Origin of the sequence: Peribacillus sp. NPDC097295, assembly GCF_044761665.1 — a bacterium.
In the GTDB taxonomy this organism is placed as follows: Bacteria; Bacillota; Bacilli; order Bacillales; family DSM-1321; genus Peribacillus.
On sequence record NZ_JBIWCW010000003.1, the window covers coordinates 24974 to 49865 of the forward strand.

The window sequence follows — 24892 nt, forward strand, 5'->3', positions numbered from 1 at the left end:
CGACAGGCTCAACAGGGGCCACAGGAGCGACAGGTCCAACAGGGGCCACGGGAATCACCGGATCAACAGGAATAACAGGTGCCACGGGAGTCACGGGAGCGACAGGAGTAACAGGGCTAACCGGAGCCACGGGAATTACAGGACCAACGGGTGCAACAGGAGTAACGGGATCAACAGGAGCGACAGGCTCAACAGGGGCCACAGGAGCGACAGGTCCAACAGGGGCCACGGGAATCACCGGATCAACAGGAATAACAGGTGCCACGGGAGTCACGGGCCCAACAGGGTCAACCGGAGCCACGGGAGCGACAGGAGTAACGGGTGCAACAGGAGCAACAGGGCTAACCGGGCTAACGGGAGCGACAGGAGCGACAGGATCAACAGGAGCAACGGGAGCAACAGGAGCAACAGGAGTAACCGGGCTAACGGGAGTAACCGGGCTAACAGGAGTAACGGGATCAACGGGATCAACGGGAGCGACAGGAGCGACAGGTGCAACAGGAGTAACGGGATCAACAGGAATAACGGGAGCGACAGGATCAACAGGATCAACAGGAGCGACAGGTCCAACAGGGGCCACGGGAATCACCGGATCAACAGGAATAACAGGAGCCACGGGGGGAACCGGGTCAACAGGAGTAACGGGAATTACAGGTCCAACAGGGGCCACGGGAATCACCGGATCAACAGGAATAACAGGTGCTACGGGAGTCACGGGGGCAACCGGGTCAACAGGATCAACGGGAGCGACAGGAGCAACAGGAGTAACAGGGCTAACCGGAGCCACGGGAATTACAGGACCAACGGGTGCAACAGGAGTAACGGGATCAACGGGAGTAACAGGAGCGACAGGATCAACGGGAGCGACAGGAGTAACGGGATCAACGGGAGTAACAGGAGCGACAGGATCAACGGGAGCGACAGGAGTAACCGGGCTAACGGGAGCAACAGGAGCAACAGGAGTAACCGGGCTAACAGGAGTAACCGGGCTAACGGGAGTAACAGGGCTAACAGGAGTAACGGGATCAACGGGAGCAACGGGAGCGACAGGAGCGACAGGAGCAACAGGAATAACAGGTGCCACGGGAGTCACGGGTGCAACCGGGTCAACAGGAGTAACGGGAGTAACGGGAGTAACGGGAGTAACGGGAATTACAGGTCCAACAGGAGCGACAGGCTCAACAGGGGCCACGGGAATCACGGGATCAACAGGTGCCACGGGAGTCACGGGTGCAACCGGGTCAACAGGGGCCACGGGTGCAACCGGCCCAACCGGAACGAGCGTAACGGCTAACTCTATGTATGCGTCAAATACGATAGGAAGTACGATTGTCGTTTTACTGACTGGTACAAGTATCCCACTTCCGAGCAACCAAAGTTTAGCCACGTTTACAGCTAATGGTGCGAACACTACTTTTACAGTTCCGGTGACAGGGCGCTATTATTTGACCTATCAAATTAATACAACACTTGCCCTGCTATTGAATTCCCGATTGCTGTTAAACGGCTCGACAGCCATTCCAAGTTCGATCATATCTCCGGTAGCCTCTATCTCTAGTTATAATAATGATGTATTTGCAAATTTAAACGCAGGCGATACGATTACCCTTCAGTTTTTTGGTGTGGTGGGGACTGCAGTCTTAGCTGGGGGAGGATCTTTAGGGGCTTCATTAACAATCATTCGTTTAAATTGATTGAAGTTTTAACTGACTATTTTAAAAACCACCGGATGAATATCACTAAACAATTTTAAGACTTTTGTTATTCAATGGATTTTTCATTATTGAATATAAATAATAATTGAATTGCATTAAAAAATATGTGGAGTATTATCGGATTGATAATACTCTCGGTTTTTATATAACAAAAACCTAATAGTAAACCATAAAAGAATATTAAAATAAAATCGAAAAAATTGAATTGGAAATGAAGAATAGCAAATATAAATGTACTTACAAATAGGGCTATCCAAATGCTTCCTAAGTTCATATCCCCCAGAATGATTTTCCTACATACAATCTCTTCGATAATCGGAGCAAAGAGAAGAATATTAACAATTTGAGAGATGGGGTATTGTTTAAGTATATCAAACAATTCACTTTCCGAAGAAGTGAATTTGCTTAAGAAAAGGTTCTCTATAATCAGCAAGGATAAAACTAATATTATGAAAAAGAACATCCATGAATAACTAATAGTAAAGTCAGTAGAATCAAGATTATTGCTATAAAATAGATAAATTATAAATATTAGGATAGCCGTGCTATCTCTTATGAACCTTAACCAATCTTCAGGTAAGTTTGCATCTTTCAGACTAAACCCGATAGTTCTAAACATTATTCGAACGATTATTTGTATGAATAAAAAAACAACCAGGAGAATTAAACCAGACTTTATATTCAAAGTATCCATTGAAAAGGCTCCTAAAACTGTTTGAGATTATTTGCGTTTAAAACACTGCGAAAAAAATGATAGTTTCATCAAATATATTACTTAAAACGAATAATGAAAATCATTAAAATGCCTATACTATAAACTTTATCTTCTATATTATAACATATTTTGTTAAATATGTTATAATATAGAAGATAAGTAGTTAGTGAGAAAATACCCACAATTGATTTGGAGGGATTATATGAAGAAACTTAGCTTGTTTGGTTTGCTTTTTATTCTTACTCTTTTAATCTCTGCTTGTGGAACCAATACCACAACAGAAGAAAAAGAGAAAGGGAACAGTTCTGGAACGGAAGAAAAAGATGAAAAGGTTTACAAGGTGGGTGTGGACACAACCTATCCCCCATTTGAATTTAAAGAAGGAAACGATTATAAGGGCATTGATATAGATTTGATCAATGCGATTGCGAAAGATCAAGGATTTACCATTGTACTTTCCCCAATGGACTTTGGCGGAATCATCCCGGCGCTGCAAGCGAATCAGCTTGATGTGGCCATAGCTGGAATGAGCATTACCGATGAAAGAAAAAAGGTAGTGGATTTCTCGGAACCATATTTTGATGCCGGATTGACGGTGGTCGTCAATAAGGATAATACGACCGTTAAATCTGTTGATGACCTTAAAGGAAAGACTGTAGCCGTGAAAAAAGGAACGACGGGTGCCAAATATGCACAAGATAACGCTAAGAAACTAGGAATCAAAGTCGTTCAATTCAATGATAGTCCAGCTATGTTTCAAGAAGTGTCTAACGGAAATGCAGAGGCCCTTATCGAAGATTACCCGGTTATCTCCTATGCAATCACTCAGAAGGAATTAGGCCTACAAATAGTGGGAGATCGTTTGAATGGGGATCAGTATGGCATTGCCGTATTGAAAGGAAAGAACCAGGAGTTGCTGGAACAAATTAATAAAGGACTTGCCAACCTGAAAGAAAATGGAACATACGATGAAATCTTAAAAACGTATCTTGGTGAATAAAGGAAGGGAAGGCGCGCTTATAGCGCGCCTTCTTTTTGAAAGGGGACGAAAATCAGAGTGGATATCATTGTTTCAGCATTGCCCTATTTATTAGAAGGACTGCAAGTAACGCTTTATATATTTGTGTGCGCCATTATACTAGGTTTCTTAATCGGTTTAGTCGTGGCGATGTTGCGCCTGGCACCTTTCAAGATATTGAATTGGATTGCAAAGATTTATGTGGATGCGATTCGAGGGACTCCGTTTATCGTCCAGTTGTTTTTTATCTACTTCGGAATAAATTCCCTACAGTTCATTTCCCTGAACAATACAACCGCTGGAATCATCACCGTTGCAATCAATGCCGGGGCATACTTTGCCGAAATCATAAGGGCGGGCATTCAATCCATTGATAAGGGACAAACGGAGGCAGCGAGATCAATCGGTTTTACAAGTGCCCAAACGATGCGCTTCATCATTCTCCCACAGGCGTTTAGAAGAATGCTCCCGACGATTACCAATCAATCGATCATCAGTTTAAAAGATACCTCCCTTTTATCGATCATAGGCATAGCGGATTTGACCCAGCAAGGTCAGATACAGGCATCGGCAACATTTGAAGCCTTCAAGATTTGGCTGACTGTCGGCGTGGTCTATTTTATCGTCATCTATCTGTTGACCTTGCTCGCTAATTTCATAGAAAGGAGGGTTCAGTTACGATGAGCATGATCACGGTGAAAAACTTGAAAAAATCCTTCGGCCACGTGGAAGTCCTGAAAGATATCAATGCTGTTGTGAAGGAAAAGGAAGTGATTTGCGTAATCGGTCCGTCTGGTTCCGGGAAGAGTACGTTTCTGCGTTGTTTAAATCTTCTCGAGGATGTCACAGGTGGTGACGTCATCATAAATGGACACGAGATAACAAATAAAAAAACAAAAATCAATATTAATAAAGTCAGGCAAGAGGTTGGGATGGTATTTCAACATTTTAACCTCTTCCCGCATAAAACCGTTTTGGAGAACATTACATTGGGGCCCATTAAAATAAAGGATATCGAGAAAGGAAAGGCGGAAGAATTCGCCTATGCATTACTGGATAAGGTAGGGCTTAGAGAGAAAGCGAAAAGTTATCCCGGAGAGCTATCAGGCGGGCAAAAACAACGGGTGGCCATTGCGAGGGCACTGGCCATGAATCCCATAATCATGTTATTCGACGAACCGACCTCCGCACTTGACCCTGAAATGGTGGGGGATGTTTTAGAAGTGATGAAACAGCTGGCCAAAGAAGGGATGACCATGGTTGTGGTCACCCACGAAATGGGCTTTGCCCGGGAAGTGGGGGACCGGGTCCTATTCATGGACGGTGGGTATATCGTCGAAGAGAATGCACCAGAAGAACTTTTTGGTAACCCTCAACATGAGCGAACCCAGTCATTCTTAAGTAAAGTGCTTTAAAGAATATCGTCTAGGCGTTGATTATTTTTAAAAAGGCAACTCACCATTATAGGGAGTTGTCTGTTTTGCGTTTGAGCAAGAAATCAAAATCAGTTAGATCCCGCATGACCAGACAGATTATGAGGTTTTTCCCCTTATTATTTTAGATTTTCATTATTTTAAGCTATACTTTATAGTAGAAAAGTAAAAAATGATGAAGGAAAAAAGTCCATTGCAAGATGAAGAGGAGAATGAAAACTACATAGGAACGATGAAATTAGTTTGAAATGAGGGAAGTACATGTATGAACCAAAGAAAAAAAGTAAAAAAATGAAGGTCTTTTCGAAAGTATTATTTATAGTGATCGGGGCGCTTATCGCCGCATATGGACTAGAAGCCGTATTGATTCCAAATAATGTGTCGGACGGAGGGGTAACGGGTATAAGCATCGTCGGTTCGCAAGTGTTTGAACTACCGTTGGGACTTCTTATCGGAATCCTCAACATCCCATTTGTTTGGTTGGGCTATAAGCAAATTGGTAAAAGCTTCGCTATGTATTCCGTTATCGGTATTGTCTCATTAGCGGTAGGCACGGTCCTTATGCACCGTGTACCGACAATCATTGAAGGGGATACATTGCTCGTTACCGTTGTCGGGGGTATTATCTTAGGACTTGGTATGGGTTTAGCATTGCGTAACGGTGGGGCATTGGATGGCATCGATATGTTAGCCGTCTTACTTTCTAAAAAATTGCCTTTCGGGACGAGTGACCTCATTCTATTCTTGAATTCATTCGTGTTTATCATAGTTTCAACGGTATTCGGGCTACAAGGGGCCATTCTATCGGCAATCGCATACTTTATTGCGTCCAAAGTCATCCATATCGTCGAAGAAGGTTTGAGTGGTTCCAAAACTTTTAAAATCATTACAAAACAACCAGAATTAATGGTTGAGACCATCCGCGATCGCTTAGGTCGTGGCGCAACATATAATGATGCCTACGGCGGTTATTCGAATGAACTATTCAAGGAAATCACTTGCATCATTAACCGTTTGGAAGAAAGTAAAATGAAAGAAATCATTCATGAAATCGATCCTAATGCTTTCGTGACTGTATATGACGTAGCGGAAGTTAAAGGTGGCAGTTTCAAGAAGAAAGATATTCATTAAGGTTCATGGCTGTCAAGAAAAGTTATGAAATGCGTTAAGAAAGATGACCTCCGTATATGGGGTGTCATCTTTTTTTATTCTATCTTTGTGGAAAAACAAGATTAAATCTCTTTGATAGTGTTAAAACGATGTTTCAAATCATACACTCTTCTTAATTAGATAGTTTACTTAAGAGGGGTGAGAAAGTATGAACTTCGAGATGCAAATGGCGAGAATGTTGGCTGAAAATATAGATGACTTTGTAAAGTTTGTTCATAGACAGTATGACGATATAAATAGTTGCTTTACGCTAAATCGCGATAAATTGTATCAGTTGAAGCTACTCATCGAAGAATACAAGTTTCAAATGGTAGCCGATGAGCTTCAAAGAATAAACCGTTTTACCTGGGATGAAACGTACACATATTTATTGGTTGATAGATTTAGGGAAGGGATGGCCATTATCGATGAATATGTAGAAAACAACTATCACGATTTATTCATTTTTACGGCTAGAATATATACATTAAATAACTTCAGCTTATCAATTAATAGGAAGGAATCATTCAAGACTGAAGAATCATCTGGATAGGGAATGGGGATCAAGGTATGAGCATGTTAGTCAAGTAAACAGTGATCCCAATCAATCATTAAGAAAGGACCGAAAGCTCCATAGCATTCGGTCCTTTCTTAATTAAGTGTTTTGGGTAAAGTGATTTTCACTTCCGTTCCTTTGCCTACTTCACTTTTAAAATCTATGATACCTTGGTGCAGCTGGATAATTCGTCTGTTGATCATTAGGCCTAAACCTGTTCCTTTTTCTTTAGTCGTATAAAAAGGTTCAAATATTTTTTTTAATCTCTCGTTTGTCATTCCTGAACCTTTATCCGTGATTTGGATTAAATAGTGTTTTTCAGAAATGTCTTTCAGGGAGATTTTTATGTCTTCACTATTTTGTTCGGTTGCTTCTAAGGCGTTTTGAATAAGGTTTTGCAAAACCTTCGTGATGAGGCTTCGATCGCACTCCGCCCTAATCAATGTATCATCATCAAACTCAATGCTAATACCCTTTAAAGCAAACTCTTTTTCCATGCTTTCTATAACATTAGAGATGATAGAGTTTATAGAATATACCTTAATTTCCACCGTTTTATCAGGTTGTGCTATAAACATGAATTTATCGATAATATCATTGATTCGATCTAATTCATCCATCATGATACCCAGATAACTTTGCATTGGATCATCATTTGCACGTTCCTTAAGGATTTGGGTGAACCCGATTAGGGAAGTTAATGGATTCCTGATTTCATGAGCGATTCCAGCAGCCAACTCACCTACTACCGATAATTTCTCTAATTCTTGAATTTTTGCTTCGTTTCTTTTTTGATCCGTAATATCAAAGGCTGTCCCAATCACCTCTACGACTTCACCGTCATGTTCGATCGGATTAAGCGAGGCAACATAGTGAACGTCATCGATATTCCCTTCGTACGTAACATTGTCCCCATCCCAAGCCCTTTCATAATAGACAAGCTTCTGTAGGGCTTGTTTTTTGGGTAAAAAGTCAAGTAAGGTATGACCGACTACCATGGCGGTAGGGGTGAGAGTATCTGTAATGAACGAACCTTCAACGAAAGTATGAATGTAGTCGTTATCCTTTTTTATAAATCTAAATACAAATCCATTCCTGGGGATAAGTTCGTGGTAGTTAACAATATTAAAACCATGTAGGTCCTTATTTTCCATGTCTATTCATCCTTAAAGGTGTTTTGGATTAAATTCCACATAATTTATTATAATCCTTTATTAGTAAGTATTTTAATTTGATTTTAACAAACTAGTAAAGGAACTGGGAGAAAAAAATGAATCCTTATAGAGGTTGTAGGCTTTCAATCCGCTAACTGTTCTTTCGGATTCAAGATGAAAACTTGACAATAATAAGCCGGATTAAACAAAAACCCCTGACATTGCAACGTTGTCAGGGGTTTTTGTCGAAGGTATCTATACTCTGCTTATGAAATTAAAATGGATATTCGCGATATTTAGTTTGTAGGGAAATCCATTTTGTGACAGTGAATTCTTCGACAATCCATGGATTACCGAACCTTCCTAATCCACTCATTTTGTTTCCGCCAAAAGGTACATTCGTTCCATCGTTCACCGTTTGGTCATTGATGTGTGTCATACCGCTATCGATTTGAAGACCTAACCGTTCCGCTTTCTCCATGTCGGAAGAGAAGATGGCTGAGCTTAGACCATACATCGTATCATTGGCAATCTCGATTGCGTCTTCATCCGTTTCTGCTTCAATGATGGAAACGACAGGAGAGAACAATTCCGTTTGAGCAATGGCATCTGTATTTTTAACATCACGGAAAATGGTTGGAGTCAGTACATTGCCAACGCGTTCTCCTTCTAATGCCAGATTCACACCTGCAGCTTTGGCGTCTGCGATGATTTGTTGGACCTTTTCTAATTGGCGTTCGTTCACAAGTGGTCCAATCACGGTTTTCGGATCTAATTGATCACCATACGGAAGTGACTTTGCCCGCTCTACGAATTTGGTGGTGAATTCTTCGTAAAGATCTTTGTGGACAATCAGGCGGTTGATGGCCATGCAAATTTGCCCTTGATGGATGTATTTGCCGAAAATCGCAGCATCAACGGCACGATCCACATCTGCGTCAGATAAGACGACGAAGGGATTGTTCCCGCCAAGTTCCAGTGCAACTCGTTTCAGGTTTTGTCCCGCAATGGCGCCGATATGTTTTCCGACAGGAGTCGATCCTGTAAAACTGATTAGTCTAGGAATCGGATTGGTCAGCATGCCGTCACCGATTTCCTCTAAATCCGTAAGAATCATATTGAAAATCCCTTTTGGTAGTCCAGCATATTCGAAGGCTGCAGCAATGAAGATTCCGCCGGCAAACGCAACTTGAACATCGGGTTTATGAACGATTGCATTTCCTAATGCGATGGCTGGAGCAATGGTTCTCATCGAAAGATTCATAGGGAAGTTAAATGGTGAAATGGAAGAAATGACTCCCAAAGGCAGACGATGAATATGATTGACCTTTCCATCGATTGCTGATGGCACTTCATGCATTTGATGAATTTCATCGACCATATTAGCCGAAGCTTCTACTATTTCCATGGTCAGTTGGAATTCAACAGTCGCTTTGATAAGAGACCCACCGGTTTCGCGAGCGATCATTTCAATGATTTCCTCACGGTTATTCTCTAAAAATTCCCCGACTTTTATCATAACCTGGCGACGTGTGTCGGCAGATGTTTTTGCCCAGTCTTTTTGAGCTTGTTTTGCTTTTTCAAAAGTATCTTCCAGTTGCTTTGCCGTAGCCAAGCTAACGTTTGAGATTACTGTATTGTCATATGGATTTAGGATATCGTATCTACGTGTACTTAAACCCTCGACCCATTCCCCGTTAATGAAGCTTTTGTTTAAATCTTTGATTGTTTTCATTCAATCCACCCCTTTTTATTGAAACGCCTTGAGTTTACCATGGTTTGCACCTAATTAAAAATACCTATATTATTACATATATATATGCTCAGCATATATATATCATTTTGAGGTGGAAATATGGATATTAGACAGTTACGCTATTTCCTTGCTCTTTCAGAAGAGGGGCAAGTTTCTCGTGCAGCCAAAAAGTTGAATATGTCGCAGCCACCTTTAAGTCAGCAACTTAATCTCATGGAGGAAGAATTGGGCGTTACGTTGCTTGATCGGAAAAGGAATGGCAAGAGTATGGAGTTAACCGAGGCTGGAAGAGTGCTTTATGAGAAGTCTAAGGTGCTGCTGGATTTATTCGATGACTCCATGCTCGAAGTGAAAGAAACAGGTGAGGGGATACAAGGTACTTTAGCCATAGGGGCAGTACTTGCATATATGTCTTACTTACCAAGCAAAATTAAACAGTTCAATGAAAAATACCCTTCCGTTACTTTTAAATTATTTGCAGGAGATCCATATGAAATCCATAACTATATGGAGAATCAGGATATCGAGCTCGCCATTGTTTATTTACCTGTAGACATGGATTATGTTTCAATCAAGAATATAGGGGAGGTACCGAATGTTTTTGTCGTGCCTGAAGATTGGGAGGAGTTTCGTTCCAAGGATGAAATTTCGATAAGTGAAGTGGAAAATACTCCATTGCTTTTAGTGCATAGAGAAAAAGGATCCGGAATCTATGAAGAGATTATGGAGGAGTTTAAAAAGAGGGGATTGAAGCCCAATGTCCTGTGTGAGTGCCATGATGTGAACGTTCTTCTTTCTATGGTTTCAGCAGGAATAGGCGCAAGTATCGTCCCGAAATCCGCTGTCTCTCCACGCGGCAACAAAGGTGTAAGGGTGCTTGATATCATTGATTCTTCGTTTCAATCGAATATAGCACTGATCTGGCGCAATGACCGCTACCTTTCTAAAACGGCGCAACATTTCATAGAGTTGTTTTAATACTAAGTAGTAGGAGTTCCTCACAATGCTAACCTTGACTCGATAAATCTAGGGGAAGGATTTATCAAATCATATAGGACAGAAGCAAACTCTAAATGGGTTTGCTTTTTTTGTTTTTTCTTGTATAGGACAATCTCGGATCAGTAAATGCTGAAGCAAAGGAGGCGATGCAGGAATGGGTACTTTTGAAGTTCTATCTCTCATGCTTGGTTTTGGCATGTTTGTCATTGCGATTCTTGATTTTAAAAATCATGATAGGAATTCTTGAATGTTTGGTTTTAGATTGGAATTAATTAGGTAATTTTTGATCTAGCGAGATAGGCGTTTCATAACAGCCATTCTGGATTGACAAAATATTGAGCTACCCTTATTGTACTAATAGACCGGTTGTTATAATTTTCTAGGAGTGATTCAGTAATGGGTGATAAACGAACATCTAAAGAAATCCTTATTGAAGCTGCTTCTCGACTTTTTAGAATCCGTGGATATTATGGTGTAGGACTAAAGGGAATCATTGAGGAAAGCAACATTCCAAAAGGTTCGCTTTATCATTATTTCCCTAAGGGCAAAGAGGAACTCGCCATCGAGGCGATTAATCATGCTAAAGAGGTTGTCTTACGGGATATAAAACATGTATTCGAGAGTAATGAGGACCCTGTCAAGGCACTTCAGGATCATGTCTATGAAGTATCTAAGTTGTTCGGTGAAAAGGGAGAGCTCATTGGTTTGCCAATTGGTACGATAGCGGCAGAAACATATTCAACGAGTGAACCAATCAGAATGGCCTGTCAGGATGCTTTTGCTCAGTGGCAATCCATTTATGTGAATAAATTTCTGGATGCGGGATACAGTGTAGAGCGGTCGAAAGATTTGAGCATTGTTATCAATGCTTTAATCGAAGGAGGTATCCTGTTATCGTTAACGGCGAAAAATGCGGAACCTCTAGAAGCGATTGCCAAACTTATCCCGTCATTATTTATAGGTAAATAAGACTTACCAGAAAAACTATGAATAGCTAGGTCAATTCAAGTAATAATTGGAGGGAATTAATTTTATGTCAGATGCAACACAGCAACAAAGTCCAAATCCGGCTATTCGAACGACCCCTATATTGATCGCTTTTCTAATAGCAGGGTTCATCGGACTATTTAGTGAAACAGCTTTAAATATGGCACTGGGCGATTTAATCGAAGAATTCAGTGTCAGCCCTTCCACGATACAGTGGTTAACGACAGGATATCTATTGACTCTGGGGATTTTAGTCCCGGTTTCAGGGCTCTTGATTCAGTGGTTCAGTACTCGTCAATTATTCTTTGCTTCATTGATATTTTCCATCATTGGGACGCTTGTAGCCGCAATAGCTCCAGGTTTTGGCCTGTTGCTGGTAGCTCGTGTCATTCAGGCGATTGGAACAGCATTGTTGTTACCACTTATGTTCAATACGATATTATTGATTTTCCCGGTTCATAAACGTGGGGCAACGATGGGGCTAATGGGCCTTGTCATCATGTTCGCACCAGCGATCGGACCAACGGTTTCTGGCCTGATTCTTGAACACCTCACATGGAATTGGATTTTCTGGATTTCCTTGCCTTTCCTTGTTTTTGCCTTATTATTTGGATTGGTTTACATGCAAAATGTCTCACCTATTACTAAACCTAAAATCGACATTCCATCGATTATCTTATCGACGATCGGTTTTGGCGGAATCGTGTATGGCTTCAGCATGGCCGGGGATAAAGGATGGGGTAGTGCCATCGTCTTAATTACCCTTATTATCGGTTTGATTGGCTTACTTTCATTCTCATTAAGACAATTGAAGATGGAAAAGCCGATGATTGATTTGAGAGTCATGAAATACCCAATGTTTACATTAGGATTAATCACGGTTTTCCTTGCCTTCATGGTCATACTGTCTTCCATGATCCTATTGCCACTGTACTTGCAAACGGGAATGGCATTAGCTGCTTTCACGGCTGGTCTTGTGCTATTGCCGGGTGGAATCCTGAACGGGATCATGTCTCCGATAACTGGTCGCATTTTTGACAAGTATGGTCCAAGAGGGTTAGTCACTCCAGGATTCATCATCGTGATTATCGTGTTATGGTTCTTATCGAATGTCACGACGGAAACGACGATCACCACGATCATCGTCCTGCATTCGTTATTGATGGTCGGTGTCTCCTTAGTGATGATGCCTGCACAGACAAATGGCCTTAATCAGCTCCCGAAAGATCTATATCCCGATGGAACTGCTTTAATGAATACATTGCAACAAGTGTCGGGTGCAATTGGTACGACAGTAGCGATTACGATCATGTCAGCTTCGCAAAAATCGTATATGATGGAAGTGGAGAATCCTTTAGACCCAACCGTTCTAGGCGCAGCGTTGACCGCAGGTGTTCAAGACGCCTTTATTTTTGGTTTGCTTCTTGCAGTCGTTGGTCTGGTTGTTTCCCTTTTCATTAAAAACGCACGCGAAAAACAAGCATAAAAAAAGTAGCCAGAAAGAGATCATGATCTCTTCTGGCTACTTTTTTATTTAAATCTTATATCAAGCCAATCCGGATTTCTTAAGCTCTTGCATTGATGCACGTTCTTTTTTTCCATGCAAGAAATAGTAAAGAACAGTAGTGACAAGGACGAGGATACCCAAGATGATGTACAAATTGCTGTATCCCGTTTTTGGAATGATGAATCCTAGAAGGTAAGGTCCAAAACCAAGTCCCGCGTCAAGTGCGATAAAGAAAGTGGAAGTGGCCAGCCCCATACGGTGAGGCGGCGTCAATTTGACAGCGATGGCTTGGGTGCTCGATTGCATATTGCCAAAGCCAAGGCCGATCAGGATCCCGGCTAAAAGCAGGGTAAAACTTGTGGTTGCTGTACTTAGAAGTAACATACCTCCAGCGAAGATAATGAAGGTAGGGTACATAATGTAGTTCGCACCTTTGGAGTCCATTAAGCGGCCTGTGAAAGGACGCGATACCAATACGGCGACCGCATAGACAAGGAAGAAGAAGCTTGCCGTGCTGACCAGGTTAATTTCAATCGCATAAAAATTAATATAGGACAGGACGCTGGAGTAACAGAAAGCGACTAGTAGCGTAATGATTGCAATTGGAACGGCGTTTGGCTCAATAAAGCTAGAGAGCTTAAAGCCTTTAACCTCAGATGCCTTGGTTGAGGTCTCTAATTTAGGAACAAATACGAAAAGGGATGTAATCACCGCGATTATGCCTAAGGCCACGGAGAATCCTAATATCACTTGAAATGAAGCATGCTGACTTAAGGAAAGGCCGATGAAGGGACCGATTGCTGTAGCCAATGTTGCACTCATGCTGAAGTAGCCGATGCCTTCCGCTTTTCTCGTGACCGGGATGATCTGGGCCACGATCGTTCCTGAGGCAGTGCCGGCCATTCCCATCGTAAAACCATGAATTAAGCGGTTAAAGAGGAGAAAGGAAACTCCGAAATCCACAAAGTATAAGATGGTCGCCAATGTGAAGAGAACCAATCCCATGATTAATGTTTTCTTCCGGCCGATTGAATTGATGAAGCGACCGATCATGAGTCGGCCAATTAATGAACCGATAATGAAAATTCCGGTTATAAGTCCTGCCTGGCTCGTTGTGGCACCGTATTCTTCTACCGCATAGACCCCGATAGTGACCATTAATAAATAAAAGATTAACGTGATGAAAAAGTTGACGGAAGAAACGATGGTAAAGTCCTTCGTCCACAATTTTTGTTTAGATTGTTGCAATTTTCTTGTCTCCTCACTTTATAAGTTTTTGTCGTATGTCTTGCATAATGCGAATGGCCTCTTGTTGTTCAGTTTCCGTAATGCCCTTCAAGATATCCTGCTCGAATTGATCGATGGTCACACGTACTTCCAGATAGATATTTCTACCCAAGTCAGTAAGTTGCATGATTTTTTCACGCTTATCCTTACCTGGGATTTGTTCCACATAACCGAGTTCTTCCAATCGGTTAATGGTCCGTGTGACCGTCGGTTTTTCCACACCTTGATAATTGGATAGCTCTACAAGCGTTGAAGGACCGTCATTAAATAAACGGTACAAAATCGTCCATTGCGCTCTGTATAGATTGTGTTTACCAAGCTCGATATTAAGGTTATTTTCAAAAGGCCTGTATAATAGCACTAATTGATGGAAGAATTTGCGATACGTCTCGATTTTCATTGCCCCCTCGTCCATTATAGTTACCCTTGGTAACTATAATAGTGTACCAGATATATGAAAGGTCTGTATAGGGAAAACATGATTAGTGGTGTAAGGAGAGAGGAATGGTGATGGAACGTTTAGGATTTACCATAAGGGCTACATAATAGAATAGTATGGAAGGAAAGTAAGCATAAATTTTGACCGAAGTTATTAGATAATGCTACGCTTACTTTTATATATTATGTAGTAAATATCAAGGAGGAATACACATGACACAATCAAAACAACAAACAATCACTTTGGCAAACCGACCAAAAGGGATGCCTTCAAAAGAAGACTTCAAATTTGTGGAGCGTGAAGTTCCTACACCAGAAGATAATCAAGTGCTAGTACGGACACTTTATTTATCCGTTGATCCTTATATGCGTGGAAGAATGCAAGACACTAAATCATATATTGCCCCATTTGAATTGAACAAGGTCATCACGGGCGGCGTAGTGGCTGAAGTGGTAGAATCCAAATCTGATTCCTTCAAGCAGGGAGATGTCGTTGTGGGGAACATTGACTGGGCAGAATATACGATCGTCAATGAAAAGCAAGTCCGAGTGATTGATCCTAAAGTTGCGCCAATCACGACTCATTTAGGGATACTGGGAATGACGGGATTAACAGCATACTTTGGATTATTGGATATCGGTAAACCACAAGAAGGCGAAACGGTCGTTGTGTCCGGAGCAGCTGGAGCTGTTGGTTCGGTAGTTGGACAAATCGCTAAAATCAAAGGGGCCAAGGTAGTAGGCATTGCCGGTACGGATGAAAAAATTGAGTACTTAACTAAAGAATTGGGCTTTGATGGAGCGGTGAATTATAAGAAAGATAGTTTTGAAACAGACTTGAAAAATGCTGTTCCTAATGGCGTGGATGTTTATTTTGATAATGTTGGCGGAGAAGTAACAGATGCTGTTTTCAAATTATTAAATACGAATGCACGTATTCCATTATGTGGTGCGATTTCTTCTTATAATGCAGAAGGAAAAGATCTTGGACCGCGTCTGCAATCCGCGATGATTAAAACGAGTGCGCTTATGAAAGGTTTCACAGTCGGCAATTATGCGGATCGTTTCCAAGAAGGCGCTTCAGCCTTGGGCCAATGGCTGCAAGAAGGTAAACTGAAATATGAAGAAACGATTGTGGAAGGGTTCGAGAACACGCCTGGAGCATTTTTAGACTTATTCGAAGGTAAAAATCTTGGCAAGCAACTTGTAAAAGTTGCCGATCCAAAATATGCAACGTTATAATTTTTCATCACAGGCATAGTAGAGAGAGACCTTTACTATGCCTTTTTCTTTGGTCTCATGATGGCTATCTAAATTTTTTGTCTTTTTTTATTGAAATATGTGTAAATAATCCAAACTTCCATATAAAATGTAAATACAGACAGAAAGGTGATGGACTATGTCAAACGTTGCGAAATTCCGCGATTTCTTAAACCGGGAAAAAATCTTTATGAATGAGCTGAAGAAGGATGGTATCACCTTTTTCAGGGCCGAACAGAAGTTAAAGGATGGGTGGAAGGTCTTTTTGGTCTTTTCTTTTAATCAAGATGAAAAGGTGGCGGACTTATTTTGTTTCAATGTAGCGGAACTAAAGAATCCTGATAAGAAAATGGATGTACATAGGTTGTTGAATGAATATAATGCAAATTTCCGATATTCGAAGTTGTACGAGGAGAATGGGACGATTTCCATCCGCTATGCATATTCCCTAGATGGAGAATTTCAACCGGATTTAGGATTCCGAAAGTTGATCATGCTCTTTGAGACGGCAGATCAAGTTTATCCACGGCTTATGGAAGTCATCTGGTCCTAATCACCTCGATGATTGGAAAGTTCTCTTTTTAGGGAACTTTTTAACATTTTTTATAGGCCAAAGCATAGAATAGTCATATCTCAGTAAATTATAATTTTTTTCTTAAAAGACTATTGCATTTCTTTAGAATTAGCTATATAATTATTTTTGTTGTTAGTCATTCGACAAAGTTCTACAAAAACCTGCGGGTGTAGTTTAGTGGTAAAACCTCAGCCTTCCAAGCTGATGATGAGGGTTCGATTCCCTTCACCCGCTCCAATCATACATACTCATAACGCAGGGTTTCGTTACCTGGAGAACGGGGCCTTGGGTTTTTTATATTTACTAGAATGCTAAACATTCATGGATGAGTGGTAAAAAAGACTTGTGAAAAAAAGTTCAATTAACCATTGCATTTTATTCTATTAACCTTTATAATAATTTTATTAGTTTATTCGACAAAATTCTACAAAAGCCATGCGGGTGTAGTTTAGTGGTAAAACCTCAGCCTTCCAAGCTGATGATGAGGGTTCGATTCCCTTCACCCGCTCCAATTTTACATACTCATAACGCAGGGTTTCGTTACTTGGAGAACGAAGCTTTGCGTTTTTTATATGCTCGATTAAGAAATCCCGCTGTTACAGCTGGGTTTTTTTAATGCCTATATTTGTAAGTATCTGTTCTTTTGCCTATAATCTAGGTAATTGTATATGGAGAGAAGAGGTTGTTCATGGATAAGAAGTTGAATATCAAATCATTTTTTTCCTTGTTAAGATCGGAAAAGATACCAATGGGAATGGTCACCTTTGTAATGGTGTTGAGTTTGGTGGAAACGGTGGCGAGCCTTGTGGTGCCATTGGTCACGAAGAATCTGGTCGATATGGTGTCAGGAAGCGGGATTGAGAGGACGACGATCTTCCTGTTACTTGGTGCATTCATCGTCCAGACCGTTGCGGGAGGATTTTCTTATTACTTTTTGAGCTATATCGGTGAAAATGTTGTGGCCGGTATCCGTCGGAAACTGTGGGACCATACGTTGAAACTGCCGATATCCTTTTTCGATTCCCACCAGTCCGGTGAGACGCTAAGCCGGATAACCCAGGATACGAATACAATCAAGACGATCATCACCAATCATTTCGTGACATTCATTTCAGGCATCATTTCGATAGTCGGGTCGGTCATCATTTTATTCATGTTGGATTGGCGGATGACGACCATCATGCTGAGCATCGTGCCATTGTCTATGTTGATCCTGATTCCGCTTGGTCGGAAGATGTATAAAGTCTCTAAGCAGACACAAGATGAGATGGCTACCTTCAGTGGAAACCTAGGGAGGGTCCTGAGTGAGGTCCGCCTAGTGAAATCTCATAATGCAGAGGCGATAGAACGGGAAAAAGGCCATGGTGGCGTTAGTGAGCTCTTTCGTTTCGGCCTGAAGGAGGCGCGCATCCAGGCCATCATTTCCCCCTTCATGACGACGGTCATGATGGTGATCCTTGTGATCCTGATCGGATATGGGGGAGTACGGGTGGCTTCCGGTGCCTTGACCGCAGGGACGCTAGTGGCCATCATCATCTACATGATTCAAATCATCGTTCCATTCAGTCAGCTAGCCTCGTTCTTTACGGCCTTTCAAAAGGCAATGGGGGCAACGGAACGGATTCAGAACGTCCTTTCGATACCCGGTGAAACATATGAGGGGAAGCATGATACGTTGGTTACGGCGGATTTTATATTCAAGAATGTTTCATTTTCCTATCAAACGGCCAAGCCAATCTTACATGACATATCGTTTACGGTTCCAGCTAATAAGACCGTTGCCCTTGTGGGACCGAGCGGTGGTGGAAAGACGACGATATTCTCGTTGATTGAACGGTTTTATGAACAGACAAATGGGCAAATCATGTTGGGACCGGTGCCAATCAAGGATATTGACCTTTCGCTATGGCGGTCGCAAATTGGATATGTATCACAGGAAAGTCCGATCATGACCGGTTCGATAAAAGAGAATATAGCGTATGGATTGGGCCGCCCTGTGGAATTGGAAGAAATCATGGGTGCGGCAAAAATGGCCAATGCCGATCGATTTATCGAAAAGCTGCCGGATGGTTTCGATACCGAGGTAGGGGAAAGGGGCGTGAAGTTGTCAGGTGGTCAACGGCAGCGGATTGCCATTGCCCGCGCTGTGCTGCGTAATCCAAAAATCCTGTTGCTGGACGAGGCGACCTCGAATCTGGATAGTGAATCGGAGCTGCTTGTTCAGCAGGCCATCAAAAACCTGATGGCTGGACGGACGACACTGATTATTGCCCATAGGCTTTCGACCGTGATCGAAGCGGACCAATTGCTCGTAGTGGAAGAAGGTCGGATTACTGGAGCAGGAACCCATGAAGAGTTGCTTACCACTCACGACTTGTATCGAAAGCTTGCTACGCAGCAACTGCAACTGCAAAACTGATTACAAGAATAAAACATGGGTCATGTAATACGCGACCCATGTTTTATTTGTTTTAACCTTCTAGGACAGAATACGTTCCTTCCCCGCCGTGAATCTCGAGGAACATGTCCATCAATGACTTCGTTAGCTGTTCCGCTTCTTTGATTGGCGTCTTCGCTTGTAAATAAATGATTTGGATGGAATTTTTCGTTTCTTCGGTGACCTTCGTCCGTTCTGAATCGACATAGGGGCTCCCAAACGCGCCGTGATCATCAATGGAAACAATCATGTTTTCCATCGAGTTCAACCGGCCGTTCAAGCCGTTATACTTGTCTGTACTTCCGCCGATATCAATCGAGATATCTCCTGTTAATTTGTCGGTATCATAAATACCGATCGGAACTTCGTATAGAAGCGAGAAGAAATTATTCAAGTCGATGGCCGAATGGATGGGCGTTAAGTAATTCTGCTTTTTGACCCGGCGATAGAGGGCCTCGACGGAAGGTCGGTAGCGTGATGGGTTTGTTCCAGCTGTTTTGAAAATTTCGCGCCATTCCTTGATACCTGGAAAATCCGTGAGTTCCTTTTCTTCCAGGTCGAAAAATAGAGCTTCCTGGAATAATTGAAGTCTCCCTTTTACCATTTGCGGTGAGGGGCCGACTTCAATCTTTTTGTATGTAATGACCCCCACCTTGAAATCGGGGATTTTGCTGCCGAGATTAGAGGAAATCTTAATTTCCAAGTGATACACCTCCAAAAATGATTGAAATTAGTTTATCATAGATACCAATGGTTTGATATGTTACAAGCATCATTGGGTAGAATGAAGAGAACGAAGGTGATAGAAATGGATATGCATGCATTCAAGCAAGAAGTGATTTTATATAGCAAGGAAATCGGGATCGATAAAATTGGATTTACGTCGGCCACGACTTTCACTGAATTGAAAAGCAGGCTCATCCGGCAGCAGGAGCTGGATTATCAGTCCGGTTTTGAAGAAAAAGATATCGAAAAAAGGGTCAGGCCCGAATTGATCTTCGATAAACCGCAATCGATTATTTCGATCGCGCTTGCGTACCCGTCGAAGTTGAAGAACGCCCCTCAAAGTAAGAAAGGCGAGCGGCGCGGGATTTTTTGCCGGGCTTCCTGGGGAACGGATTATCATACGGTTTTACGTAAGAAATTGCAACTCCTGGAGGATTTTATCAAAGAGAAAGTCCCAGGGGCCATGGCGAAATCTATGGTCGACACGGGTGAGCTTTCGGACAGGGCCGTTGCTGAGCGGGCAGGAATCGGTTGGAGTGCTAAGAATAGCATGATCATCACACCGGAATTTGGTTCGTATGTATATTTAGGTGACATGATCACCAACTTGCCGTTTGAGCCGGATCAGCCGATGGAGGATCAATGCGGCACATGCAATAAGTGTGTGGATGTGTGCCCTACAGGTGCACTTGTGCAGGGGGGGCAATTGAATGCCAAGCGCTGTATTGCCTTTTTAACGCAGACCAAAGACTTTCTTCCGGATGAGTTCAGGACGAAAATCGGCAACCGGTTGTATGGATGTGATACGTGCCAGACGGTCTGTCCAAAAAACAAAGGGATGGATTTTCATTTCCATGAGGAAATGGAGCCGGACCCCGAGCTTGCCAAACCGCTGCTGAAACCTTTGCTCACCATCTCCAATCGTGATTTTAAAGAGACATATGGTCATGTTTCCGGATCGTGGCGTGGTAAAAAGCCGATTCAACGGAATGCCATTCTGGCACTGGCTCATTTTAAGGACGAAACGGCATTGCCGGAATTGATCCAGATCATGAAGGAAGACCCGCGTCCCGTACTGCGTGGAACCGCCGCATGGGCGATTGGAAAGATTGGTCAGGAACAATCGGCATCCATCTTGGAAGAAGCCAGGTTGAAGGAACGTGATGAAGAAGTATTAGCTGAAATTGAAAAAGGACTGCAATTCACGATTACACAGCAATAGTTCGAAGAAAAGACCCCGAATAGAAAATTCGGGGTCATTTCCATTTGGGTGGTTGACTGATAAAAAGGCAGAATAGACCGATAAAAGTACCCTTTTGACCGATAAAATTCCGAAATGGACCGATAAAACTGACAAACAGACCGATAAATGTCCCCGCTCCCGGCAAAGTAGGCATTTTTCATCCTTAATGTAATTGTGTTTTTGTCCATGCCCTCCTTCATACACATTAAAAGAGGTGTTTATGAAGGAGGGTTTGATTTTGAGGGAACAGTTGAAACAGCTTTTACAGGAAAGGGTGGAACTTTACACTTCCGATGAGCATGTACGGGGGGAGGGTAAAATCTATTTGAAAAAGGAAGCGTTGAAGAAACATTCTACGGAAATTGTACGTGTGAATGCTGCTGGAAAGGTTCACTCGGAGCGGCATGAAGGAGATGTTCAGATCCTTGGCTATCAAGTGCAACTGCAATACTTGATGAAACAGGAGGATGGATTTTATATAGAAGAGGAAATGGAAGAAAGGGAAGCAAGGTTCCGGGATGGATATCTAATAGAAGAGCGGGAACTTGAGCCGGGTCTTGACTCTATTGAAATCCCGCAAAATTTGGAAGTGGGTTTGGAGCGGCTTTCTTATAGATATGACCGGATGAAGGCGGTTCAGTATGCCGAGCGATGGTGGAATGAATTTAACCCGGATTATCACAAGTTCACCGATGATTGCACCAATTATATTTCCCAGTGTTTGCATGCAGGGGGCATCCCGATGTGGGGGGCGCCGAACAAAAATAAAGGGTGGTGGATCAGGGGCAAGAACTGGAGCTATACCTGGACGACTGCTCATTCTTTATATCATTTGCTCAAGGGTGGTAAAGGGATCAGGACAAAAGAAGTGGGGACGGCACAAGAATTGAACCTCGGTGACATCCTGTGCATCGACTTTGAAGGGAATGGGCGGTTCGACCATAACTTGATTGTGACGTCAAAGGATCAAAATGGAATGCCACTGGTGAACGCCCATACGATGAATAGTCGTCACCGGTACTGGACGTATGAGGATTCGTCCAGATATACCCCGAATATCGTCTATAAGTTTTTCATGATATTAGATGGAGTGTGATTGTTTTTAGTCTGTTTGTTTAATGCTATAATTAGTTGAAGTTTAAACTAGAGGTGAAAATGAAGTGGCTATACATGTAGTTTTATATCAACCACAGATTCCAGCAAATACAGGCAACATCGCAAGAACGTGCGCAGGAACGGATACACACCTGCACCTTATCCGTCCGCTTGGATTTTCAACGGATGACAAACAGCTTAAGCGGGCTGGGCTCGATTATTGGGAACATGTTAAGATTCATTATTATGATTCATTGGAAGAGTTTTTTGAGAAGAATGCCGGCGGAGAGTTTTATTACTTAACGAAATTTGGTGAGCAACCACATACAACCTTCGATTACAGTGATAAAGAAAGTGAAGTGTTCTTCATTTTCGGACGCGAAACGACAGGACTGCCAAAAGAATTGATCAATGAAAATATGGACCGCTGTCTCCGGATTCCGATGACGGATAAAATCCGGTCATTGAACCTTTCCAATACGGCCGCCATTTTGATATATGAAGCTTTAAGACAACAGGATTACCGCGATTTGGAATTAAAAAGAGAATATTGATGAGGAATTCGTCAGCGTGGAGGGGATGCTTCGCTGACGGATATTTCTCCATACATATATTTAGGGGGAAAAGAAATGAATAACATGATCGAGAAAATATTAGACCACCGTTCCGTTCGTTCATTTGAGGACAAGTTATTGTCCAAAGAACAGATTTCCACTATTGTCGAGTGTGCTCAGGCAGCTTCGACTTCAAGCTATATCCAAGCATATTCCATCATCGGGGTGACGGATCCGGAAAAGAAAGCCAAACTTGCAGATTTGGCGGGACCTCAATCATATGTAGAGAATAATGGACATTTATTCGTATTCTGCGCAGATTTACATCGTATGGACATGGTTGCAGAGATAGAAGATCAGGATCTTACGGCACCAATTGAAAGTACGGAAAAATTCATGGTGGCCTGCATCGATGCCGCACTCGCTGCTCAAAATGCGGCGCTTGCTGCTGAATCGATGGACCTTGGCATTTGCTACATCGGTGGCATCCGTAACGATCTTCAGCAAGTTTCGGAAATCCTGGACATCCCACATCGTGTCGTCCCTTTATTCGGCCTTGTTGTCGGGTATCCTAAAAAACGTTCAGATAAGAAGCCAAGGCTTCCTATGTCCAATGTATATCATGAAAATGGCTATCAAACGGATAAACAGACCTTCATCGGTCAGCTTGAAGCATACAATGAAACGATTTCCAATTATTACGAGATTCGTACTAAAGGAAAGCGTAAAGAGACATGGACGCAACAAATGGCTGATATGGCGGGCAAGAAGAGCCGTATGTATATGAAGGAATACGTGGAAAAACAAGGAATGAAAAAACAATAATAAGTGGAATGGACATCCATTTCTCACTATCTAACGACCTTGGAAATAATTCCCGGGTCGTTTTTTGTATACCTCTTTACGTCCCATAATAAATGGAAAAAGTTATTGACAATCTTAACCAATGGAATTATATTATGAAAGTAATAGATAATGATAATCATTTTCAATCAATTGAACTGAATTGCTTAATTTAAGTAAATGGAGGTTAATCATGGTATCCCTATATACATATCATTTGAAATTTGGTTATGGTGAACGATTTATCGTCAAGAATCTCAGTGTAAGAGATTCTTGATGAAATTTTATCATTATCGGTACAAATGGAGTGGAAAATCTAAATGACTTAAAGCAATCATCGGATTATACCGCATCAATCAAGGGGAGTCTCTTTAAAAGAAGTGGAGACTAGAAAGAAAGCAAGAATGAGAAAATGGATTCGAGATCGAAGCCCAAATCGGATGTGATTCTTGAACACATAAGCCCAAGGATACCTATAATCTATTAAAAGGAGAAAAGGCAAATGAAGAAAATATTCATTCCATTTATACTGCTGTTTGTGTTAATTATTAGTGCTTGTGGTAACGAGACAAAAGAAAAAGGTAAGGGTTCTGAACCAAAAGAAGATAAATCAGGAACCATCACCTACCAATCTGAAGAAGGACCTGTTGAAGTTCCGGCAGACCCAAAACGTGTGATTGTGCTTTCTACATATGTTGGTAATGTAATGGCTTTGGATGTAAACCTTGTTGGTGTTGATTCATGGTCTAAAATGAATCCACGTTTCGAGAAGGAATTAAGTGGTGTTGAAGAAGTATCGGACGAAACTTTAGAAAAAATCATCGAGTTGGATCCGGATTTAATCATAGGCCCATCCACGATGAAGAATGTAGATAAGATGAAGGAAATTGCACCAACCATCGCTTATACTTATGGAAAAGTAGATTATTTAACTCAGCACGTAGAAATTGGTAAACTGTTAAACAAAGAAAAAGAAGCACAAGCTTGGGTTGATGATTTTAAGAAACGTTCGCATGCAGCTGGCGAAAAGATTAAAGCAAAAATCGGGGAAGATGCTACAGTTACAGTAATCGAAAACTATGAAAAGCAACTATATGTCTTGGCAAATAACTTAGGCCGTGGTACGGAAATCCTTTATCAAGAAATGAAGCTGAAGATGCCGGAAAAGGTAAAAGAGATGGCATTAAAGGAAGGGTACTATTCATTATCGACAGAAGTGCTTTCTGAATATGCAGGGGATTATATAATCTTCAGCAAAGACTCTGAAGCGGATACTTCCTTCCAAGGGACAGATACGTATAAAAACATACCAGCCGTTAAAAACAAACGGGTCTTTGAAGCAAACGCAAAAGAGTTCTACTTTAACGATCCAGTAACATTAGATTTCCAATTGGACTTCTTCGTTGACAGTTTTCTAGGTAAGTAATGGTCATGGGAGCACGCTTA

24 protein-coding genes and 2 tRNA genes are annotated in these 24892 nt (G+C 41.9%); 20 read left to right on the forward strand and 6 right to left on the reverse strand.

Annotated features, from left to right (window positions below):
• Positions 1-1694: beta strand repeat-containing protein (locus ACIQXN_RS06380; RefSeq protein ID WP_402963448.1), on the forward strand; the 1694-nt coding region annotated here is incomplete at its 5' end.
• Between the two features lie 67 nt (positions 1695-1761).
• Here ACIQXN_RS06380 and ACIQXN_RS06385 read toward each other — a convergent pair.
• Positions 1762-2409 (reverse strand): CPBP family intramembrane glutamic endopeptidase, encoded by a 648-nt coding sequence (locus ACIQXN_RS06385; RefSeq protein ID WP_402963451.1) that lies wholly within the window; start codon positions 2407-2409, stop codon positions 1762-1764.
• 223 nt (positions 2410-2632) lie between these two features.
• Here ACIQXN_RS06385 and ACIQXN_RS06390 point away from each other — a divergent pair, with 223 nt between their 5' ends.
• From ACIQXN_RS06390 to ACIQXN_RS06410, 5 genes are all read left to right on the forward strand, one after another.
• On the forward strand, positions 2633-3430 hold the full coding sequence (locus ACIQXN_RS06390) for a transporter substrate-binding domain-containing protein (protein WP_402963454.1): 798 nt from the start codon (positions 2633-2635) through the stop codon (positions 3428-3430).
• A 57-nt stretch (positions 3431-3487) separates the two neighbouring features.
• Positions 3488-4132 (forward strand): amino acid ABC transporter permease, encoded by a 645-nt coding sequence (locus ACIQXN_RS06395; protein ID WP_402963457.1) that lies wholly within the window; start codon positions 3488-3490, stop codon positions 4130-4132.
• Positions 4129-4863 (forward strand): amino acid ABC transporter ATP-binding protein, encoded by a 735-nt coding sequence (locus ACIQXN_RS06400; protein WP_402963460.1) that lies wholly within the window; start codon positions 4129-4131, stop codon positions 4861-4863. Before ACIQXN_RS06395 ends, ACIQXN_RS06400 begins: the two co-directional genes overlap by 4 nt.
• A gap of 279 nt (positions 4864-5142) precedes the next feature.
• Positions 5143-6012: a YitT family protein gene (locus ACIQXN_RS06405; RefSeq protein ID WP_402963463.1), complete on the forward strand. Its 870-nt coding sequence runs from the start codon at positions 5143-5145 to the stop codon at positions 6010-6012.
• Positions 6013-6199: 187 nt separating this feature from the next.
• Positions 6200-6583 (forward strand): hypothetical protein, encoded by a 384-nt coding sequence (locus tag ACIQXN_RS06410; protein ID WP_402963466.1) that lies wholly within the window; start codon positions 6200-6202, stop codon positions 6581-6583.
• 98 nt (positions 6584-6681) lie between these two features.
• On the opposite strand, the gene ACIQXN_RS06415 is transcribed toward ACIQXN_RS06410, so the two are convergent.
• Both ACIQXN_RS06415 and ACIQXN_RS06420 read right to left on the reverse strand, forming a co-directional pair.
• The gene (locus ACIQXN_RS06415; protein ID WP_402963469.1) at positions 6682-7740 is read right to left on the reverse strand and encodes a two-component system sensor histidine kinase NtrB; all 1059 of its coding nucleotides are present in this window, start codon (positions 7738-7740) and stop codon (positions 6682-6684) included.
• A 274-nt stretch (positions 7741-8014) separates the two neighbouring features.
• Complete coding sequence (locus ACIQXN_RS06420; protein ID WP_402963472.1) at positions 8015-9475, reverse strand: aldehyde dehydrogenase family protein; 1461 nt, start codon at positions 9473-9475, stop codon at positions 8015-8017.
• A gap of 120 nt (positions 9476-9595) precedes the next feature.
• Here ACIQXN_RS06420 and ACIQXN_RS06425 point away from each other — a divergent pair, with 120 nt between their 5' ends.
• The 4 genes from ACIQXN_RS06425 (at position 9596) to ACIQXN_RS06440 (ending at position 12968) form a co-directional block, all read left to right on the forward strand.
• Positions 9596-10474: a LysR family transcriptional regulator gene (locus tag ACIQXN_RS06425; RefSeq protein WP_402963475.1), complete on the forward strand. Its 879-nt coding sequence runs from the start codon at positions 9596-9598 to the stop codon at positions 10472-10474.
• A 175-nt stretch (positions 10475-10649) separates the two neighbouring features.
• A complete protein-coding gene (locus ACIQXN_RS06430) occupies positions 10650-10742 on the forward strand; it encodes a putative holin-like toxin (RefSeq protein ID WP_402963478.1) in 93 nt (30 codons plus the stop codon).
• Between the two features lie 149 nt (positions 10743-10891).
• Positions 10892-11464: a TetR/AcrR family transcriptional regulator gene (locus tag ACIQXN_RS06435; protein WP_402963481.1), complete on the forward strand. Its 573-nt coding sequence runs from the start codon at positions 10892-10894 to the stop codon at positions 11462-11464.
• A 64-nt stretch (positions 11465-11528) separates the two neighbouring features.
• Positions 11529-12968 (forward strand): DHA2 family efflux MFS transporter permease subunit, encoded by a 1440-nt coding sequence (locus ACIQXN_RS06440; RefSeq protein WP_402963484.1) that lies wholly within the window; start codon positions 11529-11531, stop codon positions 12966-12968.
• 60 nt (positions 12969-13028) lie between these two features.
• On the opposite strand, the gene ACIQXN_RS06445 is transcribed toward ACIQXN_RS06440, so the two are convergent.
• Both ACIQXN_RS06445 and ACIQXN_RS06450 read right to left on the reverse strand, forming a co-directional pair.
• Positions 13029-14237 (reverse strand): MFS transporter, encoded by a 1209-nt coding sequence (locus ACIQXN_RS06445; RefSeq protein WP_402963487.1) that lies wholly within the window; start codon positions 14235-14237, stop codon positions 13029-13031.
• Positions 14238-14250: 13 nt separating this feature from the next.
• Positions 14251-14676, reverse strand: coding sequence for a MarR family winged helix-turn-helix transcriptional regulator (locus ACIQXN_RS06450; RefSeq protein WP_402963490.1), 426 nt, complete (start codon positions 14674-14676; stop codon positions 14251-14253).
• Positions 14677-14927: 251 nt separating this feature from the next.
• On the opposite strand from ACIQXN_RS06450, the gene ACIQXN_RS06455 reads away from it, so the two are divergent.
• The 5 genes from ACIQXN_RS06455 to ACIQXN_RS06475 all read left to right on the forward strand — a co-directional run bounded on the left by ACIQXN_RS06455 (position 14928) and on the right by ACIQXN_RS06475 (position 18967).
• Positions 14928-15956, forward strand: coding sequence for an NADP-dependent oxidoreductase (locus ACIQXN_RS06455; protein WP_402963493.1), 1029 nt, complete (start codon positions 14928-14930; stop codon positions 15954-15956).
• A 157-nt stretch (positions 15957-16113) separates the two neighbouring features.
• A complete protein-coding gene (locus tag ACIQXN_RS06460) occupies positions 16114-16527 on the forward strand; it encodes a YbjN domain-containing protein (RefSeq protein WP_402963496.1) in 414 nt (137 codons plus the stop codon).
• A gap of 184 nt (positions 16528-16711) precedes the next feature.
• A tRNA-Gly gene (locus ACIQXN_RS06465) sits at positions 16712-16785 on the forward strand.
• Between the two features lie 200 nt (positions 16786-16985).
• Positions 16986-17059: transfer RNA gene (locus ACIQXN_RS06470), tRNA-Gly, on the forward strand.
• 177 nt (positions 17060-17236) lie between these two features.
• Positions 17237-18967 carry an ABC transporter ATP-binding protein gene (locus ACIQXN_RS06475; protein ID WP_402963499.1) on the forward strand — a complete coding sequence of 577 codons (1731 nt, stop codon included), beginning with the start codon at positions 17237-17239 and terminating at the stop codon, positions 18965-18967.
• A gap of 52 nt (positions 18968-19019) precedes the next feature.
• Here ACIQXN_RS06475 and ACIQXN_RS06480 read toward each other — a convergent pair whose 3' ends face one another.
• Positions 19020-19688, reverse strand: coding sequence for a B3/B4 domain-containing protein (locus ACIQXN_RS06480; protein WP_402963502.1), 669 nt, complete (start codon positions 19686-19688; stop codon positions 19020-19022).
• A gap of 105 nt (positions 19689-19793) precedes the next feature.
• Between ACIQXN_RS06480 and queG the strand changes: the two genes are divergently transcribed.
• The 5 genes from queG to ACIQXN_RS06505 all read left to right on the forward strand — a co-directional run bounded on the left by queG (position 19794) and on the right by ACIQXN_RS06505 (position 24872).
• On the forward strand, positions 19794-20933 hold the full coding sequence (queG, locus tag ACIQXN_RS06485; protein WP_402963505.1) for a tRNA epoxyqueuosine(34) reductase QueG: 1140 nt from the start codon (positions 19794-19796) through the stop codon (positions 20931-20933).
• Between the two features lie 259 nt (positions 20934-21192).
• Positions 21193-22050 carry an amidase domain-containing protein gene (locus ACIQXN_RS06490; RefSeq protein WP_402963508.1) on the forward strand — a complete coding sequence of 286 codons (858 nt, stop codon included), beginning with the start codon at positions 21193-21195 and terminating at the stop codon, positions 22048-22050.
• A gap of 64 nt (positions 22051-22114) precedes the next feature.
• Positions 22115-22603: a tRNA (uridine(34)/cytosine(34)/5-carboxymethylaminomethyluridine(34)-2'-O)-methyltransferase TrmL gene (gene trmL, locus ACIQXN_RS06495; RefSeq protein ID WP_402963511.1), complete on the forward strand. Its 489-nt coding sequence runs from the start codon at positions 22115-22117 to the stop codon at positions 22601-22603.
• Positions 22604-22678: 75 nt separating this feature from the next.
• On the forward strand, positions 22679-23428 hold the full coding sequence (gene nfsA / locus ACIQXN_RS06500) for an oxygen-insensitive NADPH nitroreductase (RefSeq protein ID WP_402963514.1): 750 nt from the start codon (positions 22679-22681) through the stop codon (positions 23426-23428).
• Positions 23429-23948: 520 nt separating this feature from the next.
• Complete coding sequence (locus tag ACIQXN_RS06505; RefSeq protein WP_402963517.1) at positions 23949-24872, forward strand: iron-hydroxamate ABC transporter substrate-binding protein; 924 nt, start codon at positions 23949-23951, stop codon at positions 24870-24872.
• Positions 24873-24892 lie beyond the last annotated feature (20 nt).